Annotated in this window: 14 protein-coding genes; 6 read left to right on the forward strand and 8 right to left on the reverse strand. The window is 48.7% G+C overall.

Translation table 11 applies throughout. The annotated features are described in order from the left end of the window. Together G459_RS27270 and G459_RS0111225 are read right to left on the reverse strand one after the other, a co-directional pair. A partial coding sequence (locus G459_RS27270) for a hypothetical protein (protein WP_026968009.1) occupies positions 1–295 on the reverse strand: 295 nt, incomplete at its 3' end. Between the two features lie 36 nt (positions 296–331). Further along, the gene (locus G459_RS0111225) at positions 332–1054 is read right to left on the reverse strand and encodes a hypothetical protein (RefSeq protein WP_026967743.1); all 723 of its coding nucleotides are present in this window, start codon (positions 1052–1054) and stop codon (positions 332–334) included. A gap of 220 nt (positions 1055–1274) precedes the next feature. Between G459_RS0111225 and G459_RS0111230 the strand changes: the two genes are divergently transcribed. From G459_RS0111230 to G459_RS0111250, 4 genes are all read left to right on the forward strand, one after another. After that, positions 1275–1703, forward strand: coding sequence for an Hsp20/alpha crystallin family protein (locus G459_RS0111230; RefSeq protein ID WP_026967744.1), 429 nt, complete (start codon positions 1275–1277; stop codon positions 1701–1703). A 171-nt stretch (positions 1704–1874) separates the two neighbouring features. Beyond that, positions 1875–3371 carry a S1C family serine protease gene (locus G459_RS0111235; protein ID WP_026967745.1) on the forward strand — a complete coding sequence of 499 codons (1497 nt, stop codon included), beginning with the start codon at positions 1875–1877 and terminating at the stop codon, positions 3369–3371. A gap of 99 nt (positions 3372–3470) precedes the next feature. Beyond that, positions 3471–4748, forward strand: coding sequence for a serine hydrolase domain-containing protein (locus G459_RS0111245; RefSeq protein ID WP_026967746.1), 1278 nt, complete (start codon positions 3471–3473; stop codon positions 4746–4748). Between the two features lie 144 nt (positions 4749–4892). Next, positions 4893–5576 carry a dioxygenase family protein gene (locus G459_RS0111250; RefSeq protein WP_026967747.1) on the forward strand — a complete coding sequence of 228 codons (684 nt, stop codon included), beginning with the start codon at positions 4893–4895 and terminating at the stop codon, positions 5574–5576. 50 nt (positions 5577–5626) lie between these two features. On the opposite strand, the gene G459_RS0111255 is transcribed toward G459_RS0111250, so the two are convergent. The 6 genes from G459_RS0111255 to G459_RS27275 all read right to left on the reverse strand — a co-directional run bounded on the left by G459_RS0111255 (position 5627) and on the right by G459_RS27275 (position 11604). Then, positions 5627–7090, reverse strand: a complete 1464-nt coding sequence (locus G459_RS0111255; RefSeq protein ID WP_026967748.1) for a sodium:solute symporter family protein — start codon at positions 7088–7090, stop codon at positions 5627–5629. Between the two features lie 100 nt (positions 7091–7190). After that, positions 7191–8129 (reverse strand): dihydrodipicolinate synthase family protein, encoded by a 939-nt coding sequence (locus G459_RS0111260; protein WP_026967749.1) that lies wholly within the window; start codon positions 8127–8129, stop codon positions 7191–7193. Positions 8130–8150: 21 nt separating this feature from the next. Then, positions 8151–9158 (reverse strand): sialidase family protein, encoded by a 1008-nt coding sequence (locus G459_RS0111265; RefSeq protein ID WP_026967750.1) that lies wholly within the window; start codon positions 9156–9158, stop codon positions 8151–8153. Positions 9159–9295: 137 nt separating this feature from the next. Continuing rightward, positions 9296–9532 carry a helix-turn-helix domain-containing protein gene (locus G459_RS0111270; RefSeq protein WP_245588166.1) on the reverse strand — a complete coding sequence of 79 codons (237 nt, stop codon included), beginning with the start codon at positions 9530–9532 and terminating at the stop codon, positions 9296–9298. Between the two features lie 122 nt (positions 9533–9654). After that, positions 9655–9963, reverse strand: coding sequence for a type II toxin-antitoxin system HigB family toxin (locus G459_RS0111275; RefSeq protein ID WP_026967752.1), 309 nt, complete (start codon positions 9961–9963; stop codon positions 9655–9657). A 201-nt stretch (positions 9964–10164) separates the two neighbouring features. Further along, positions 10165–11604, reverse strand: coding sequence for a PhoPQ-activated pathogenicity-related family protein (locus tag G459_RS27275; RefSeq protein ID WP_051315176.1), 1440 nt, complete (start codon positions 11602–11604; stop codon positions 10165–10167). A gap of 369 nt (positions 11605–11973) precedes the next feature. Between G459_RS27275 and G459_RS0111285 the strand changes: the two genes are divergently transcribed. Together G459_RS0111285 and G459_RS27280 are read left to right on the forward strand one after the other, a co-directional pair. After that, positions 11974–14355, forward strand: coding sequence for a TonB-dependent receptor (locus tag G459_RS0111285; RefSeq protein WP_026967753.1), 2382 nt, complete (start codon positions 11974–11976; stop codon positions 14353–14355). Continuing rightward, complete coding sequence (locus tag G459_RS27280) at positions 14355–15521, forward strand: PepSY-associated TM helix domain-containing protein (protein ID WP_035455717.1); 1167 nt, start codon at positions 14355–14357, stop codon at positions 15519–15521. Before G459_RS0111285 ends, G459_RS27280 begins: the two co-directional genes overlap by 1 nt. Positions 15522–15695: the final 174 nt, after the last annotated feature.

Consider the following 15695-nt stretch of genomic DNA (forward strand, 5'->3'; position numbering starts at 1 on the left):
GTTTTTGAAGCTCTCTTGGATCTTGCAGGTTGTCTTTGGTGGCCAAAACGGGTTGTTGTTGTCTGGTAAAACCCGAAGATAAATGTCTTTTAACTGGATTTTCGATTTTATCAGAATAACCGAGCATTCGCATCCACTTAAGAATTTTCCCATGTTCTGTAGATTGACCCGTGTACTTGTTCCAAATCTCAACTTTAGAGTAATTCCCCGAAAGATATTCTTTGATCATTTCTTCCCGCTCAGCCCAACTCAGAGACCCTATTCCTCTCGTCTTTTTTTCTTTTTGTCGTTTCATAGTAGTTTACCTGGTGTAAACTCAATTCAGGACAAGTCACTCTTTCTTGAGGAGGTTCTTTTCCAGCTGCGTTCTGCCTGCTCGGACATAGCGGCGAAGCTCCATGATGCCAATGGTGATCGAGCTAAGTTTCGACTGGTATCTAGCTGATTGAAGCTCCTGCCGATAGATGGTGCTGTCGATTCGGTGGATATTGTTTTTTAAGTTTTCGATCTCGACAGAATAGGTGGGGAGGAGGAGGGTGTCCCTGATCTTGTATTTGAAAAAATCATCTTTCTTCATCGTCCCGAGCAAGCTGTCAAGATTTTGGAGCCGGTCAAGCCTGTCCTGAACCAGTTCGTTCAGCTCCTGATTGGACTCCTCCGTGCTTTGCAGGATCCTAAGAAGCGCATTGACGTAGCGGAAGTTGAATTTGGCGTTTGGGTCTTTTGCTCTCTCTCTGATTGAAGCAATCATCCGTTCCATGACGGGAATTTCATCCATTAACCGGCTGGTGTCAAGCGGTTCCTCCAATTCCAGCATGATCTCATTGGCCTGCAGGCTGTAGGTCCGGCCCTTGTAGATCAATACTTCCAAAGAAGGAGGGGCGATCGTCTCCTGCACAGCTTCCTGAATTAACGTAGAATCCAAAAAGATCAGGCTGTCCTTTGCCGAAATCAAAAGGGTATCAATTTTTTTGGAAGCGGGCTGTTCCTGACCGGAAACTTGGACGACAATGAGGAGTAAAAAGGAGAACAGAAGCGAAAAATGTGTTTTCATCGGGTTGGGATCGGTAACTAAAATTAGGGATTAAATCCAGAATTGCAGGAAAGAATGCGGGCGTGATTTTGTCGAATTTTCAGCTCTGATGAATTGTTTTTAGGACAATTTGACTGAATTCGGTGTTTAGAATAATGGCTTCAAGACAAAAAGGCCGAAAAATCCACTTGGAACAAAATTTACAGATAGGCAACCATAACTATCTAAAAATACAACCACTATGAAACTTGTAAGATACAATCACCTCGAAAACCAAAGTCCTGCCACATTCAGTGCGGTGCTTGACCGTTTGTTTAGCGATTCGGTGAATGCCACCAGGAAACAATTTAGTCCTGCCGTGGACATCGCCGAAGACGAAAAATCCTACGAAATCCAGCTTGCCCTGCCGGGGATGAAGAAGTCGGATTTTAAGATTGATTTGGTCGACCGCAAGTTGACGATCTCAGGCGAGCGAAAGCATGAGGAGAAAAAAGAAGGAAAGAATTTCCACAGCGTTGAGACGCAGTACGGTTCCTTCAAGCGATCTTTTTTTGTGCCGGATGACGTGATCGAAGAGAGCGTGGAGGCGAGCTACGAAGATGGGCTGCTCAGCTTGGTACTTCCCAAAAAGGAGAAAAAAGTGAGCAAGGCGACCATCGAAGTCAAATAATTGGGAAGTGGGTTCGCCCACTTCTTTTTATTTAAGGATATCCTTCGAAATCCTCCCAAAAGCGGTTAAATCTTGTTAATTTGAAGGGTTGGATTAATCGCTTTGGTATAGATTGGAGTCTATACTTCCGAATAGTTTGTATTGAGAAAAATTGAAAATCAGAAGAAAATTATGAGCAAGAGACAGTACTTTCTGGGCATACTTCTCGCGGCGATTATCGGCGGAGTAGTAGCCTTGGCAGGCGTGAGTTTTCTGATGAAACCACAAAATGCCGGAAATTTTGACGAAAAACAGCAAGCAAGTTTTGTAAACCTACTTTCGGGTGACGACTTCACCATTCCCGACGGGATCAACTTCGTCGCATCTGCACAGGTGGTAACCCCCGCCGTCGTGCACGTGAAGAGTCAGGTGAGCTATGCCGCCCGGTCCGAGCGGGATCCAGTGGAGGAATATTTTGGATTTCCGGATCCAAGACAAGATCCAAGAGGAGGAGACGGCAATATGCCGATTAGCTCGGGATCTGGAGTGATCATCTCTCCCGATGGCTACATCGTTACCAACAATCACGTAGTCGAGGGAGCCACCAAGATTGATATCTCACTGGATAACAACAAGCGCTACGAAGCTACCGTGATCGGTACAGATCCTACGACAGATTTGGCCTTGTTGAAGGTTGACGGTAAGAACCTTCCATTTGTCAGATTTGGCGACTCGGATGAGACCAAGATCGGAGAGTGGGTTTTGGCGGTCGGAAACCCTTTTGACCTGAATTCCACGGTGACTGCGGGGATTATCTCTGCCAAAGCCAGGAATATCGGCATCCTTCGCGGGGTGGAAAACAACCTCCAGATCGAATCTTTTCTGCAGACTGATGCCGTGGTCAACCCGGGAAACTCCGGAGGGGCTCTGGTTAATCTTGCAGGTGAACTGATCGGGATCAACACCGCCATTGCGACACAGACCGGTACATTTTCCGGTTATTCTTTTGCAGTGCCGAGCACCTTGGTGAAGAAAGTAATGGATGACCTGATGGAGCACGGAGCAGTTCAAAGAGGATTGCTGGGTGTTTCTATCCAAAATGTCAGTCCAGAGCTTGCTGATTACCTTGACAAATCGTTCCCAGTGGAGCAGGGAGTCTATGTAGGCGGCGTAAATGAAAATTCCGCAGGACAGGAAGCTGGCTTAAAAGAAGGTGACATCATCATCGGTATCGATGGCAAGACTGTAAACAGCGTTGCCAACCTTCAGGAATTGGTTGCCCGCAGAAGACCAGGCGACAAGATCGACGTAGAGTACATCCGGGAAGGTAAAACGGTGAAGGCTTCGGCCACGCTGAAGAATTTCGCAGGCGACACGGATATCGTGAAGCGGGTCGTGCCAAAGACTTATACCTTTGAAGGACTTCAGTTTGAAGATGTGAAGGATCAGATCAAATCTCAGCTGGAGTTGTCTGGTGGGGCGGTGATTAAGATGAATGCGAATGATGCCTGGAGACAAGCAGGAGCCAAAAACGGCTTTATCATCACCTCTGTGATCTCTGACAGCGGCCGAACCCGCATCAACAATGCGCAAGAGATGATCGATTTTCTCGAGGCTAATTCAGGCGAAGATATCGTCGTCTTGGGGATGTTCCCCGATGGGACCGAGTACTACTTCGAAGTGAACTAAGTCAAAGTTCAAGAGAATCAGTTGAAAATAGTCGGAGCGATCCGGCTATTTTTTTGACCTCTTTTTCCTACTTTGAGAGCCATTAAACCTAAAATCTCCATGAAGAAAAGATTTGTTACCGGACTGGCGCTCCTGTTAGTTAGCTGCCAGCTGTCGTTTTCTCAGACCATCACCGATCCCGGCAAAAGTCCCGTCGCTGGAATCTCACAGGAAAGGGTCGCCAAGCTAGATGCAATGCTCGAGGAGGCGATGCAGAAAGAGCAAGTCCCCGGTTTGGTCGCCATGGTGGTCAAAGACGGCAAGATCGTCTATCATTCAGCCAAGGGAATGGCCGATGTAGCGTCGGGCAAAGCCATGGAGAAAAACACCATCTTCCGCATCGCTTCGCAGTCCAAAGCCATCACCTCCACAGCTGTGATGATGCTCTGGGAAGAGGGGAAATTCCGGTTGGATGACCCGATTTCCAAATACATCCCTGAGTTCAAAAACCCTCAGGTGCTGGGCACTTTCCGCTATGCAGACACCACTTATAGCACCAAGCCAAGTACGAAAGAAATTACGATCAGACATCTGCTCACCCATACGTCAGGCTTGGGTTATGGGGTGATCGACGGCGATGAGCGCATGAAGATGATCTATCACAAGGCTGGTGTGATGGATCTGTTTACCACCGAAAATATCACGATCGGAGAAAGTGTCAAGCGTCTCGCGGCTCTTCCGCTGCATCACGAGCCGGGAGCGAAGTTTACATACAGCGAAGGCCTGGACGTCTTGGGCTATTTGATCGAAGTGGTGTCGGGCATGCCTTTTGACCAGTTTCTGAAAACCAGACTTTTTGATCCGCTGGGAATGAACGACACCCGGTTTTACCTGGATGATGCGCAGGCTCCAAGACTCGTCACCGTGCATACCCGGAAAGACGGGAAATGGGCTTCTTACCCAGTCACCTTCTACGATCCGGCGTATCCCAAGACCGGCGCAAAAGCCTTCTTTTCCGGAGGTGCGGGACTCTCCAGCACCACGGAGGATTACGCCAAGTTCCTACAGATGTACCTAAATGGAGGAGTCTACAACGGAAAGCGAATCCTCAGCCCTCAGACGATCCAGACCATCATGACCAATCAAGTCGGCGATTTGCTCGGCGATGGGGGCAAAGATTACGGTTTGGCGTTTGGCTTAGTGGATGAAAAGGGAGTAGCTCAGGGAGGAATTGGCAGCTTGGGAACCTTTGACTGGGGTGGCTATTTCAATACCCAGTACTTTGCCGATCCGGAGACCAAGGTGATCGGCCTGATATTCAAGCAGACCTCCGGTGCTGGCAACGGTGACGAGACAGGCTGGAAATTCCGTCAGATGGTTTTCAGCTTATTGGAGTAGAAATCGGCGAGCTTGTCCGCTTCGGAGGATTGGAAAATCAGGACTGCGCAAGGATTGGATCTTTGCGCAGTTTCTTTTTGTGAAGCACTGGGATAAGGTGTTGAAATTCAGTAAATTTTGTAATCCTAAAAAACCCAAAGAGCCATGAAAAAACGTGATTTTCTAAAGAAGACCCTGACCAGTTTTGGCTCCATCGTGGCACTGCCGGTATTGGCGGGCAAGACATCTGCTGATAAGACAGACGACAAGGTTTTGGCTTGTGAAGTGTCACCAAAGGAAACCCGTGGACCGTTTCCGATCAAGTCACCAGCCGAACTGATGCGGGCGAATATCATCGCCGACCGCCAGGGGATTGCCCTACAAATCAACCTCAAGATCCAGGCGCAAAAAGCAGAATGCTCGCCGATGTCCGGAGCGCAGGTGGACATCTGGCACTGCGATGCAGAAGGGCACTATTCGGAATATGGGGGAGTTCGGCTGCAGGAAAAAGACTACACCCGGGTGTCTTTTCTCAGAGGCAGGCAGACTACCGATGAAAACGGCGAGGTTTCTTTTATCAGCATCTTTCCGGGATGGTATCCTGGCCGAGCACCACACATCCATGTGGACGTGTTGGAGGAAGGGAAGATCGTGCTCAGCACCCAGGTTGCCTTTCCGGAGGAGAGTACCGCCGCAGTGTATGTGAGCCGGGGATATCAAGGAAAGGAAGATACACCGAATAAAAGCGACGGAGTGTTCCGAAACAGTCTTGCCGGGAATGTGGCAGATTCGGTGACAGGAAATCCAGCGGATGGCTATACGCTATCCAAAGTGCTCACCGTGGGTTGAGAAGGATTTTTGATTTACGTCGGAGTGAGTGCTTCCCACTTCCTAGAGTCTTACTTTTTCTTTCCCAGCCAAGCCAGTCCAAATCCCACCAAGAAGATCGTCAGCGTTCCCATCACGATCGCCATATTGGCGTGGAGGGGATTTGCCAAAGTTTCTGGAAGCCCGTTTTTGACCAAAAGCGCCGACAGGCTCATCCATCCGATCACCAACACTCCCAGGATTACAGCGAAGACCGCCTGTGGATTTTTTGCTTTGGAAAGCAATCCCAGAAGGAAAAGTCCCAAGATACCGCCGCTGAAGATCGAGGAAAGCGCCCACCATGCATCCAGTGCGCTGGTGACTCCATTGAAGGCGAGACCTACCACAATGCTGAGCAAACCCATGGCCAAAGCGCTGAATCTCAAAACCCGCAAAGAAGTTTTGTCAGAGGGGTCTTTGTGGATGTATTTGCGGAAGTGATCCGAGAGGATAACGGTAGCCGAACTGTTGATACTGGTCGAGATGGTACTCATTCCCGCTGCAAAGATCGATGCGATGAGCAAGCCTGTGAAGCCGACGGGAAGCTGATTGACGATGAAATAAGGGAATACCTTGTCGCCCGGTGTGCCTGCCGGGAGCAATTCCGGCTGAGCTTGGTAGAAGGCAAACAAAGCCGATCCGATAAAGAAGAATAGGAGCGAAACAGGTACGAAGAGCAAGCTTCCCAACCAGGTTGATTTCTTGGCTTCTGCCTCGGTTTTGGCAGTCAAATAGCGTTGCACATAGCTTTGGTCGATGCCAAAATTCTGCAGGTTGATGAATAGGCCATAAACCAAGATCATCCAAAATGTCGAGGTCGTAAAATCCAGCTCGTAGCTGCCGAAGCTGAACTTGTCAGCCTCATTTGCCACGCGGAACACTTCGGAAGCTCCGCCTGGGATCTCGGCAAAGATTACAAAGATGCAAGCCAAGGCCCCGCCGATCAGGATGATCCCCTGTACGGCATCCGTCCAGATGACTGCCTCGATTCCTCCCCACATGGAGTAGATGACCACGCTGATGCCCGTAATCACGATGATCGAGGGGATACTCATTCCGAGAAGTGAGTTCATCGGGAGCGCCAGCAGGTACAGGATCGCGCCCATTCTGGCCAGTTGCGTAAGCAGATAGCAGATCGAAGCATAGATCCTCGCCCATGGACCGAAGCGCTGCTCAAGGTAATAGTAGGCCGACTCGCTTTTCAGATTCCGGTAGAGCGGGACAAAGTACTTGACGGCTACCCAGCCAGCCAGGGGGATGGATAAGCTGAATACGAATCCGTTCCAGTTGGTACTGTAGGCATTGCCCGGGTAAGCCAGAAAGCTGATGCTACTCACAAAGGTCGCGAAGATGGACATCCCAATGGCCCAGGCCGGAAGTCTGCCGCCACCGGTGGTATAGTCTGAAGAAGATCTTTTACGAAAGGAAAATGAAACCCCAAAAGCCACAATAGCAACCATGTAAATCAGGAAAATGGCAAGATCGAGAATCGGCATGGGGGTAACTGGGTCTGGTGGGGTAAGAAGGGATAAAGCAATATAAGGTGCAAAGCGGACATCCTCATGAGAATGTGCTTTGCACCTTAAGATTGTAATTTTAGATCGTCTGAAGCACCGCCTGTTCTACGCGGTCTTTGATGAATTGGAATTTTTCCCGAAGGGCCTCCTGATCTGACTCAGAATACGCATATAGCGGCAGCGCGAGGATACCGTTGCACAGCTCCTCAAATGAAAGGCAAGCCTTGAGGCCTTTGAGGTAGCTGGACTTATAAGTGCCGTTTTGATAGATGTTTGCGCTCAGCAGGAGGATCGTTTCCTGTAGACTTTGAACTTTTTCTGTCTCGTTCTTTTGAAAAGCTTCAAACAGACTGACGTAGAGTTTTGGAAACATGTTGGCGCCGCCTGATACGCCGCCATGGCCGCCCATTTCCAGCGCTTCTGCCAGGATTTCTTCAGGACCGATGAAAAGCCTGAAGTCGGGCTGACCTTTGAAAGCTTCGCAAAGCGCTGCAAAATTGGCCTTGTCTCCGGTGCTGTCTTTCAATCCGAAGATGTTGGGATGAGCCGATAGCTTTACCGCAGATTCTACTTCGATCTTCACCTTGGTGTGCGATGGCATATCGTAGAGGAACAGCGGCAATTTCACCGCATCGGCAAGTTTTTGATAGTAATTGACTACCTCGTCCTGATCGATGTTGATGTAGAAAGGAGTCGCGGCCACCAGAGCACTTGCCCCGGATTCGTGTGCGATAGCTGCGAGATCGAGGCTTTGGACAAAGGAGCTTTCGGTGATTCCGACCAGTACGGGTACTCTTCCGTTCACTTTTTTGCAAGTCAGACGAATCAGATCGCTCTTGACGTCGGGACTGATACTCGCGGACTCGCCGGTGGTGCCGATGATAAAGATGCCATGAACCCCGCCTTCGATAAGGTGTTCGATGAGTTTTTCGGTGCTGGCTACGTCCAGAGAAAAGTCGGGATTCAATGGCGTAATCATGGGAGGAATTATTCCCTGCAGTGATTGGATAGGGTTCATAGGTTGATGTTTGGAAAGGTATTAGACTTTAATTTGGAGGTGCTTCACCTTGACCCTGTTGAATGTGTAGCTGACGTGAACCGTACCGTCCTTTGCCTCGATAATGGCCGGATAGCTGAATTCACCCTCTTTTTCATCTTCCAGAATCAGGAGTTCCTCCCAGGTAATACCGTCAGACGACCCAAAAAGACTAATCTTGTTTCTTCCTTTTTTTATGGGATTGCAGACCAGCAGGTGATAGCCGCTCTTCAACGTCACTCCGTCGATACCGGAATTGTTGTTGATCAACGTGGTCGCTTCCATCTTGCTCCAGCTTTTACCCTGATCAGTGGACCAAGTCGTAGACACCACGCCCTCTTTGGTTCTGCAGAGCATCTGGAGTTTTCCATTGGCGTGAAAAAGCACCGTCGGTTGGATGGCATTGAAGTCAGCATTGTCAATGGCCGTTTTCTTCCAGTTTTTGAGATCGGCATCGGATGTCTCGACGTGGGTTGTCCATCTTTCGGAGGTCTCAAAGCTGCTGGGGTACAGGATGGTACCGTCAGCCAGCCTCACCGCCTTGTCTTTGATTGGGCCGAGTAGATTGTCAGGGATTGCGATCTCTTGCGACCAGGTCTTTCCCTCGTCATTTGATGTCTTGTACACGCCCCACCAATCTCTCGGTGTTGGGCCGACTTTGTAGAAAAGAACCAGTTCGCCGTCGTCTTTTTGGTGGAGTACAGGATTCCAAGTTGGATAGCGAAGGGTATCATTTTTCACGCCGACTGCGGCCATTTGAGGGACAGACCAGATTCCGTTGCTGAGTCTGGCTGTGTAGATACTCACGTCTGGGTTTCGCTCACGGGTGCCACCAAACCACGACGCCATGATTCCCGAGGGAGTTTCGACGAGCGTCGATGCGTGACATTGTGGAAAAGGAGCGGATTCGTAGATGAAGCCGGAAGAAAGGATGATTGGTTCTGGTCTTTCTGTTTTCTGAGAGATAGAAAGCATGCTAAATAATCCTAAAATGCTGATAAATAGATTCATGCGAAATGGAGCTTGGGGTTGGAAAGAATTATTCAACTTGACAAAAAAGCCGGACAAGTCTATAAAACTGTCCGGCTGTGACCTGATGAGCAAGAGATTGGGGCAAAAGGAACGCTAGTCTTTACCTTGTTTACTCTTTAGGATAAAAGAACTTCAGCGGGGATTTTTAATTCCTTGTGGAAGATTTTTGCAATTTCGAGTGTGAGGGGTTTTCTCCTGTTGAGGATGGAGGAAATGTATCCTTTGCTTCCAATTTTTCCCACGAGATCTTGATTTTTCAAACCCAATTCTTGCATTTTAAGTTTTATCGCATCGATTGGGTCGGGGAGTGGGATAGGGTAATTTTCATCTTCGTAATTTTTGATCAGGATCAAGGCGACTTCTAATTTTTTACCTTCGGCCGTGTTTGCTTGAACCTTTCTATCGAATTGTTCATCTACCCAATTGAGAAAAGTCTCGTAGTCTTGCTCAGTTTTTATAACAGATAGTTCCATGATTATTTTTTAAATGATACGGTAGAGACATCTATTTTGTCATATTCTGCGTGTGTTCCGAACCATTTGATTTGTACAGTTTTGTATTCGAAAACCACTCTTACAACCAATCGGTATTTGTTTCCCATAATATTGAAAACCACTCGATCATCTTTTACAATACTAGCATTTCCAAAAACTGTCTTCAACTCGTTAAATGAGTTGAATTCTAGTTTTTGAAACTCGTGATACCATTCGAACAATGCGTTGGCGGCATTTGGATACGCCGCGGCAAAAGCAAGGAGGGTTTTTCTGGTTATGATGTTAAACATAAGTAAAAAATAAAAAGTTTACCAATAGAAAACTAAATTAAACCTTCTTTCAGTAACTTAGAGGAAAAGACTTGGACGTTCCTTGAATACATCGGCGCCAAGTCACCAGAGAAGTTTGGATTTTGTCAGAGAAAGTCAATAGGCGTTTTTGGACCGGATGAGATGAATTCAGGAGGCTTTGTGGGGCCTCCTGAATTGAAATTATTTTATTTTGGCGGGTACAAACGGCTCAAATGGGTACGTTCTCGGCAGGACATCGATGCCGGTAGTGACCTTCAGCGGAGTGGCTCCGGCATAGGTCAGCTCCACGAAGTAGCCTCTGTATCCTTGCTCAGGAGTTTTCATCAGTATTTCCAGTTCGCCATTTTCCGGCATCTTGATTTCCTCGGCTACCCAGTTTGGCCCAAACACATCGATCCGGAAGTCGCGGGAAAGCTGATTGAGTGCTGACCAGAGTTTGACAGATACAGGTGGGTTACTAGGATCTGTTTTAACCAGGATTTTGTCTCCTTCGATCTTCCAGGAATACTCCGGACGAGGGGTTTTGTTCAAGATAGATGCATAGAAGGAGATCAGATTGGGCAATGCGTCTGATTCGCCGACATCGTGTCCGGAGTTGGGAACGTACATCACGTGCTTTTCTCCCGGCAGACTGTCCCAATAGAATTTCCAGCTGTCAGGCTGAAAGAACTCATCGCCCGATGCGCTGATCAATAGCTTGGGTTTATTTACAAATTCCTGTCTGAAACTGTACGGCTCGGTGATCTCCATCATCCGGTCAAATTCCGGCGTGCCCATCCAATTCATGACGCCTTCCCGCTCATAATCCTCGATTGCCGGAGCCCAAAATCCATAGTTTCTCCAATGGTGCTGGAAGGAGGGGACCATATTCAGCAGATCGATGACCACAGGTACGATCGCCACGACGCGGTCATCCACTGCTCCGGTAGTCCAGGTAGTCCAGCCCCGCTTGGATGCTCCGCCCACCACAAAGTGGTCGACATTCTTGCTGTACTCAGATTTTACCACCGCTGTGACTGCGTCCATGGCCAGCTTGGCAGCTTTGGTCATCGGGAGACGAGCCAGCCAGATCGCGTCTTCGTCCTTTGCTCCTCCTTCGAGGAATTTTCTCCAGCCATAGGAGATGATCTCGTCCTCGTACCGCTCCCCAAAGGTGTCATTGGCGAAGGTGATCGGCTGGAAAGGAACATTGTGAATCTTGGCGACTACCGAGTTGGTCTGGGTGGAAGCGGCCAGGATAAGTGGGTCGGGCTCCTCCGGCATCTTGGAGTTGGTGCTGCCGCCGCTGATCCACAGCATACCTGTCTCATGAGGCGTGTCCTTGGGGACGATCATCGACACCCAGTGCCACCACTCGGTTTGGTCCACGATATCCGGAGTCAGCCAATGCTGGGAATACATCTTCAATACCAGATAGTCCGCCTTTTCTCCGGGTACTTTATGGACGATTTCGTAGCGAAAGGTCGAGTCAGGAGCATGAACATAGTCCTTGAGTAGGGTGGAAGATCGGGTCTCAGGCTCGGCGGTTTTCTCTGCGGGCTTTTGGCAGGAAAAAAGCACGCATGTACTAAAAAGCAGGAGTCCCCACTGAAAAGCGGCGAGAGGTTTCTTTTGAAACATAGGAGGTTGGGTTGTTAATTTTTTAAAATGTAAGCAGAAAAGTCTTCTACTACAAAACCCTCAGTGGTCGGGAAAAGACTAGCGGGCTGGGGGAAAATAAGCGATTGACTGTGATCGATTTTAACCGCTCTGCCCGTCCGCCTGCTCAATCACAATTTTCTGATCGTCAGACCGCTGGTCGATGCGGATCTCAATTTTGGCCCTGTTGGAGTCGATTTACAGATGTACGCTCAAGTTTTGCCGTCGATTATAGACCGGGATCAACTAATCAATAATCGGATAAATTTATCTGGATTATTTCTAAACAACTTGTTTGGAATCATTCTACTTAATAGGTTTGCAACGTCAATTGAAAACAAAACCAACCGCATGAATCGTAAATTTCTACTCTATTTTAGTTGCTTTTTTCTCGCCATTGGCAGCGTGTATGCCCAGAATGCAGGCCTCAAAGGCCAGGTAACGACTTCCGACAGCAAGCCCATTGAATTCGTCAACGTCGGTATCAAGGGTGTTTCCAAAGGGAATTCCACCGATAGATTGGGTAACTATGAGATCAAAAATATCCAGCCGGGTACCTACACCATCTTTGCTTCTTTGGTAGGTGCAGAGAAACAGGAGCAGACAGTCACGCTGGCCGCCGGCGAAGTGCTGACACTGAATTTTACCCTGTCAGAGAGCTCCACTGCATTGGAAGAAGTGATTGTCTCGGATATTTCCACCAACAGATTCTATTCGGACAGTACATTCACAGTGGCAAAACTGCCGCTGAAAGACCTGGAGAACCCTCAGGTGTACAATTCCATCTCTTCCAAACTCCTCAAGGAGCAGGTCGTGACCACCATGAACGATGCTTTGAAAAATGCCACGGGTGTCACCCGGCTTTGGGAGTCAACCGGACGCGGTGGCGACGGAGCTGAGTTCTACGCCATGAGAGGATTTGCCGTACAGCCGTCAATGGTTAATGGTCTGCCAAGCGTCAACAATGGCTCTCTGGATCCTGCAAATGTTGAAACGATTGACGTAATCAAAGGCCCATCGGGCACGTTGTTTGGCAGCCCGATGATCTCGTATGGAGGTTTGATCAATATCACTACCAAGAAGCCCATGGACCAGTTCAAAGGTGAATTTGGATTCGTCACGGGCAGCTTTGGCCTGAACAGACTGACTGGAGATGTCAATGTACCGCTCACTGAGCAAGCATCGATGCGTGTAAATACTGCCTACCAATCCCAGAATTCTTTTCAGGATGCCGGCGGGAGAACAAGCTTTTTTGTGGCACCTTCTTTCAAGCTCAAAGCGAGCGAAAGGCTGACATTTTTCATCAACACGGAGTTTTTGAGTTCAGAATCGGCAAATGCCCCCATGGTCTTTTTGAGCCGGTATGCCCCAATTTCTTTCAGTTCTACGGAGCTTTTCGACCGGAATTATGAGAAATCATTCACCAGCGACGAACTCACGATCCAGAACACCACCTATGCCATCCAGGCACAGGCTTTTTACAAACTTTCGGACAAGTGGACCTCTCAGACGGCCATCTCCAGAAGTATGACCAAGACGGATGGCTACTACCAATACCTCTGGGACCAAAGCAACGGCAACGATTTCCTGAGATATATCTCGAATAGAAACGGCCAGACGCTGACCACGGACATCCAGCAAAATTTCATTGGAACCTTTGATCTGGGCTTCCTGAAAAACAAGATCGTGATCGGCGTGGATTATTTCCAGTCTCAGATCAGGAACAGCAGCAGCGGCTGGGTAGGAGACGGGATCGTATCCTTTGAGGATGGCAACGATACCGGCGATCTGACCAAGGCTGGCGTGGATGATCTCCTCATCGGGTCTTTTGAAGGAAACTCTACTGCCGAAAACGAGATTCTGAGTGCGTATGTCTCGGATGTGATCGAAGTGCTGCCAAACTTCTCAGTGATGGCGAGCGTGAGAGTTGACCGATTCAGCGGTCAGACCGCTTATTATTCAACAGATGAAGTCAAAAGCCAAACTGCTGTTTCTCCGAAGTTCGGATTTGTGTATCAGCCGATCAAAGACAAGGTGTCGGTTTTTGGAAACTACATGAACGGATTCGTCAATGTGGCTCCGGCGCAGGTCAGCGATATCGATGGCTCCAATCCAAGAATGATGGCTTTCGATCCAGAGCATGCAAATCAATATGAGTTTGGAGTGAAGACGAACCTGTACCAGGAAAAGATCTCGTTGACTGCCAGCTATTATAATATCACGGTGAACAATCGCGTGATGACTGATCCCAACAATGTCAACAATTCGATCCAAGGCGGTGCGGTAGAGAGCAAGGGCTTCGAGCTGTCGCTTATCGCTACACCGGCCACCGGCTGGAACATCGTGGCGGGATTCTCCAAAAACGATGCTGAAGTCACCGAAGACAATCCAGGGGACGGCTATCTGGGCTTGAGACCTGAGGAAGCCGGTCCTGAAAATCTCGTCAACTTCTGGACGAGCTACACCTTCTCCCAGGGAGCACTGAGAGGATTTGGTTTGGGCTTTGGTGGCAATACCGCAAGCGAGTACCTGACCCTGAACAGAGCCGATACCGGTACGTTCACTTTGCCTGCCTATCAGGTGTTTAACGCCTCAGTCTCCTACGCGGGCGCTCAGTATTTGCTGGCTTTGAAAATCAACAACTTATCTGACGAGAAGTACTACACGGGTTGGTCTACTTTGACTCCTCAAAACCCAAGGAATGTGGCGCTTAGTCTGAACTATCGATTCTGATGGATTTAAAAAAATGGATTGGAAAAATTCACCTCTGGCTCGGACTTTCGTCCGGGCTAGTGGTGTTTATAGTGGCAGTGACCGGTTGTATCTACGCTTTTCAGACCGAGATCAAGGATTTAACCTACTCGTTTCTTTTCGTCGAACAGCAAGAAGGGCCGGTCTTGCCTCCCAGTGAGATCAGCAAGATCGCGTATGAAGCCTTCCCGGAGGGACACCTTCACGCGGTCCTTTACCCTACACGGGATCGATCCGCCCAAGCGATATTTTTCAGCTATGGAGAGGGACACGATCATTTCATGACTGCTTACATCAACCCCTACACAGGCGAAGTACTTCGGCTGAAAGACGAATATGCTGACTTCTTCCGATTCATCTTGGATGGGCATTTCTACCTCTGGCTTCCCATTGAGATCGGTCAGCCGGTGGTTGCTACGTTTACGCTCATCTTTTTGGTGATGGTCATTTCGGGATTGATTCTCTGGTGGCCAAGGAAGAAAAAGAACCTTCAGCAAAGTTTGACTGTAAAATGGGATGCCCGCTGGCGACGAAAAAACTACGACCTCCATCAGGTGTTCGGTTTCTATGTGATGACGTTTGCGCTGGTATTTGCCGTTACCGGTTTGGTTTGGGGCTTTATCTGGTTCAGAGACGGGCTCTACGCTGCTACTACCGGCGGTAAGAAATTCGTCGAGTACTATGCTCCTGTGTCAGACTCTACTAAGATAAGCCCGGAGAATACGCCTGCTTTGGATCGGGTCTGGATGAAGATGGTTGCCGAATACCCGCAGGCCGAATGGATCGAGGTTCACCCGCCCGATTACGAGCATGGGGCAATCGCTGCCAATGCCAACCCGGATGCTTCGACGTATTGGAAGATGGATTACCGGTATTTTGACCAGTACACGCTGGAGGAACTGCCGGTGGATCACGTGTGGGGGAGACTTCACGAGGCTACTTTTGGAGACAAACTCAACCGGATGAACTACGACATCCACGTCGGTGCGATTGCGGGATTCCCGGGCAAGCTGCTGGCGTTTTTTCTCAGTGCAATTATTGCCTCGCTTCCCGTGACTGGATTTATGATCTGGTGGGGGAGAAGGTACAAGGATAAAAAGCCGAAGCCCAAGAAGGCAGCCCTTCAAGAAACCTATGTAAAAGCCTGAGAAATCAGGTTTTTTTTTTGTGAAAGATTCATTTTGTTCTCGCAGATCTGCGCAGATAAGGACACAGATTCCCACAGATTGTTAAATGATAGAGATTGCTTTATGACTATACGGATCTTGCCACTAGCCAAACTAAATTCCTTACGCACCTCGACAAGCTCGGTGGCCGTGGAG

This window comes from Algoriphagus terrigena DSM 22685 (assembly GCF_000429445.1).
GTDB lineage: Bacteria > Bacteroidota > Bacteroidia > Cytophagales > Cyclobacteriaceae > Algoriphagus > Algoriphagus terrigena.

Bases quoted from the DNA above. Each gene is read 5' to 3' on its own strand.
- G459_RS0111225 (WP_026967743.1), bottom strand. From the start codon at position 1,054: ATGAAAACACATTTTTCGCTTCTGTTCTCCTTTTTACTCCTCATTGTC.
- G459_RS0111230 (WP_026967744.1), top strand. From the start codon at position 1,275: ATGAAACTTGTAAGATACAATCACCTCGAAAACCAAAGTCCTGCCACA.
- G459_RS0111235 (WP_026967745.1), top strand. From the start codon at position 1,875: ATGAGCAAGAGACAGTACTTTCTGGGCATACTTCTCGCGGCGATTATC.
- G459_RS0111245 (WP_026967746.1), top strand. From the start codon at position 3,471: ATGAAGAAAAGATTTGTTACCGGACTGGCGCTCCTGTTAGTTAGCTGC.
- G459_RS0111250 (WP_026967747.1), top strand. From the start codon at position 4,893: ATGAAAAAACGTGATTTTCTAAAGAAGACCCTGACCAGTTTTGGCTCC.
- G459_RS0111255 (WP_026967748.1), bottom strand. From the start codon at position 7,090: ATGCCGATTCTCGATCTTGCCATTTTCCTGATTTACATGGTTGCTATT.
- G459_RS0111260 (WP_026967749.1), bottom strand. From the start codon at position 8,129: ATGAACCCTATCCAATCACTGCAGGGAATAATTCCTCCCATGATTACG.
- G459_RS0111265 (WP_026967750.1), bottom strand. From the start codon at position 9,158: ATGAATCTATTTATCAGCATTTTAGGATTATTTAGCATGCTTTCTATC.
- G459_RS0111275 (WP_026967752.1), bottom strand. From the start codon at position 9,963: ATGTTTAACATCATAACCAGAAAAACCCTCCTTGCTTTTGCCGCGGCG.
- G459_RS27275 (WP_051315176.1), bottom strand. From the start codon at position 11,604: ATGTTTCAAAAGAAACCTCTCGCCGCTTTTCAGTGGGGACTCCTGCTT.
- G459_RS0111285 (WP_026967753.1), top strand. From the start codon at position 11,974: ATGAATCGTAAATTTCTACTCTATTTTAGTTGCTTTTTTCTCGCCATT.
- G459_RS27280 (WP_035455717.1), top strand. From the start codon at position 14,355: ATGGATTTAAAAAAATGGATTGGAAAAATTCACCTCTGGCTCGGACTT.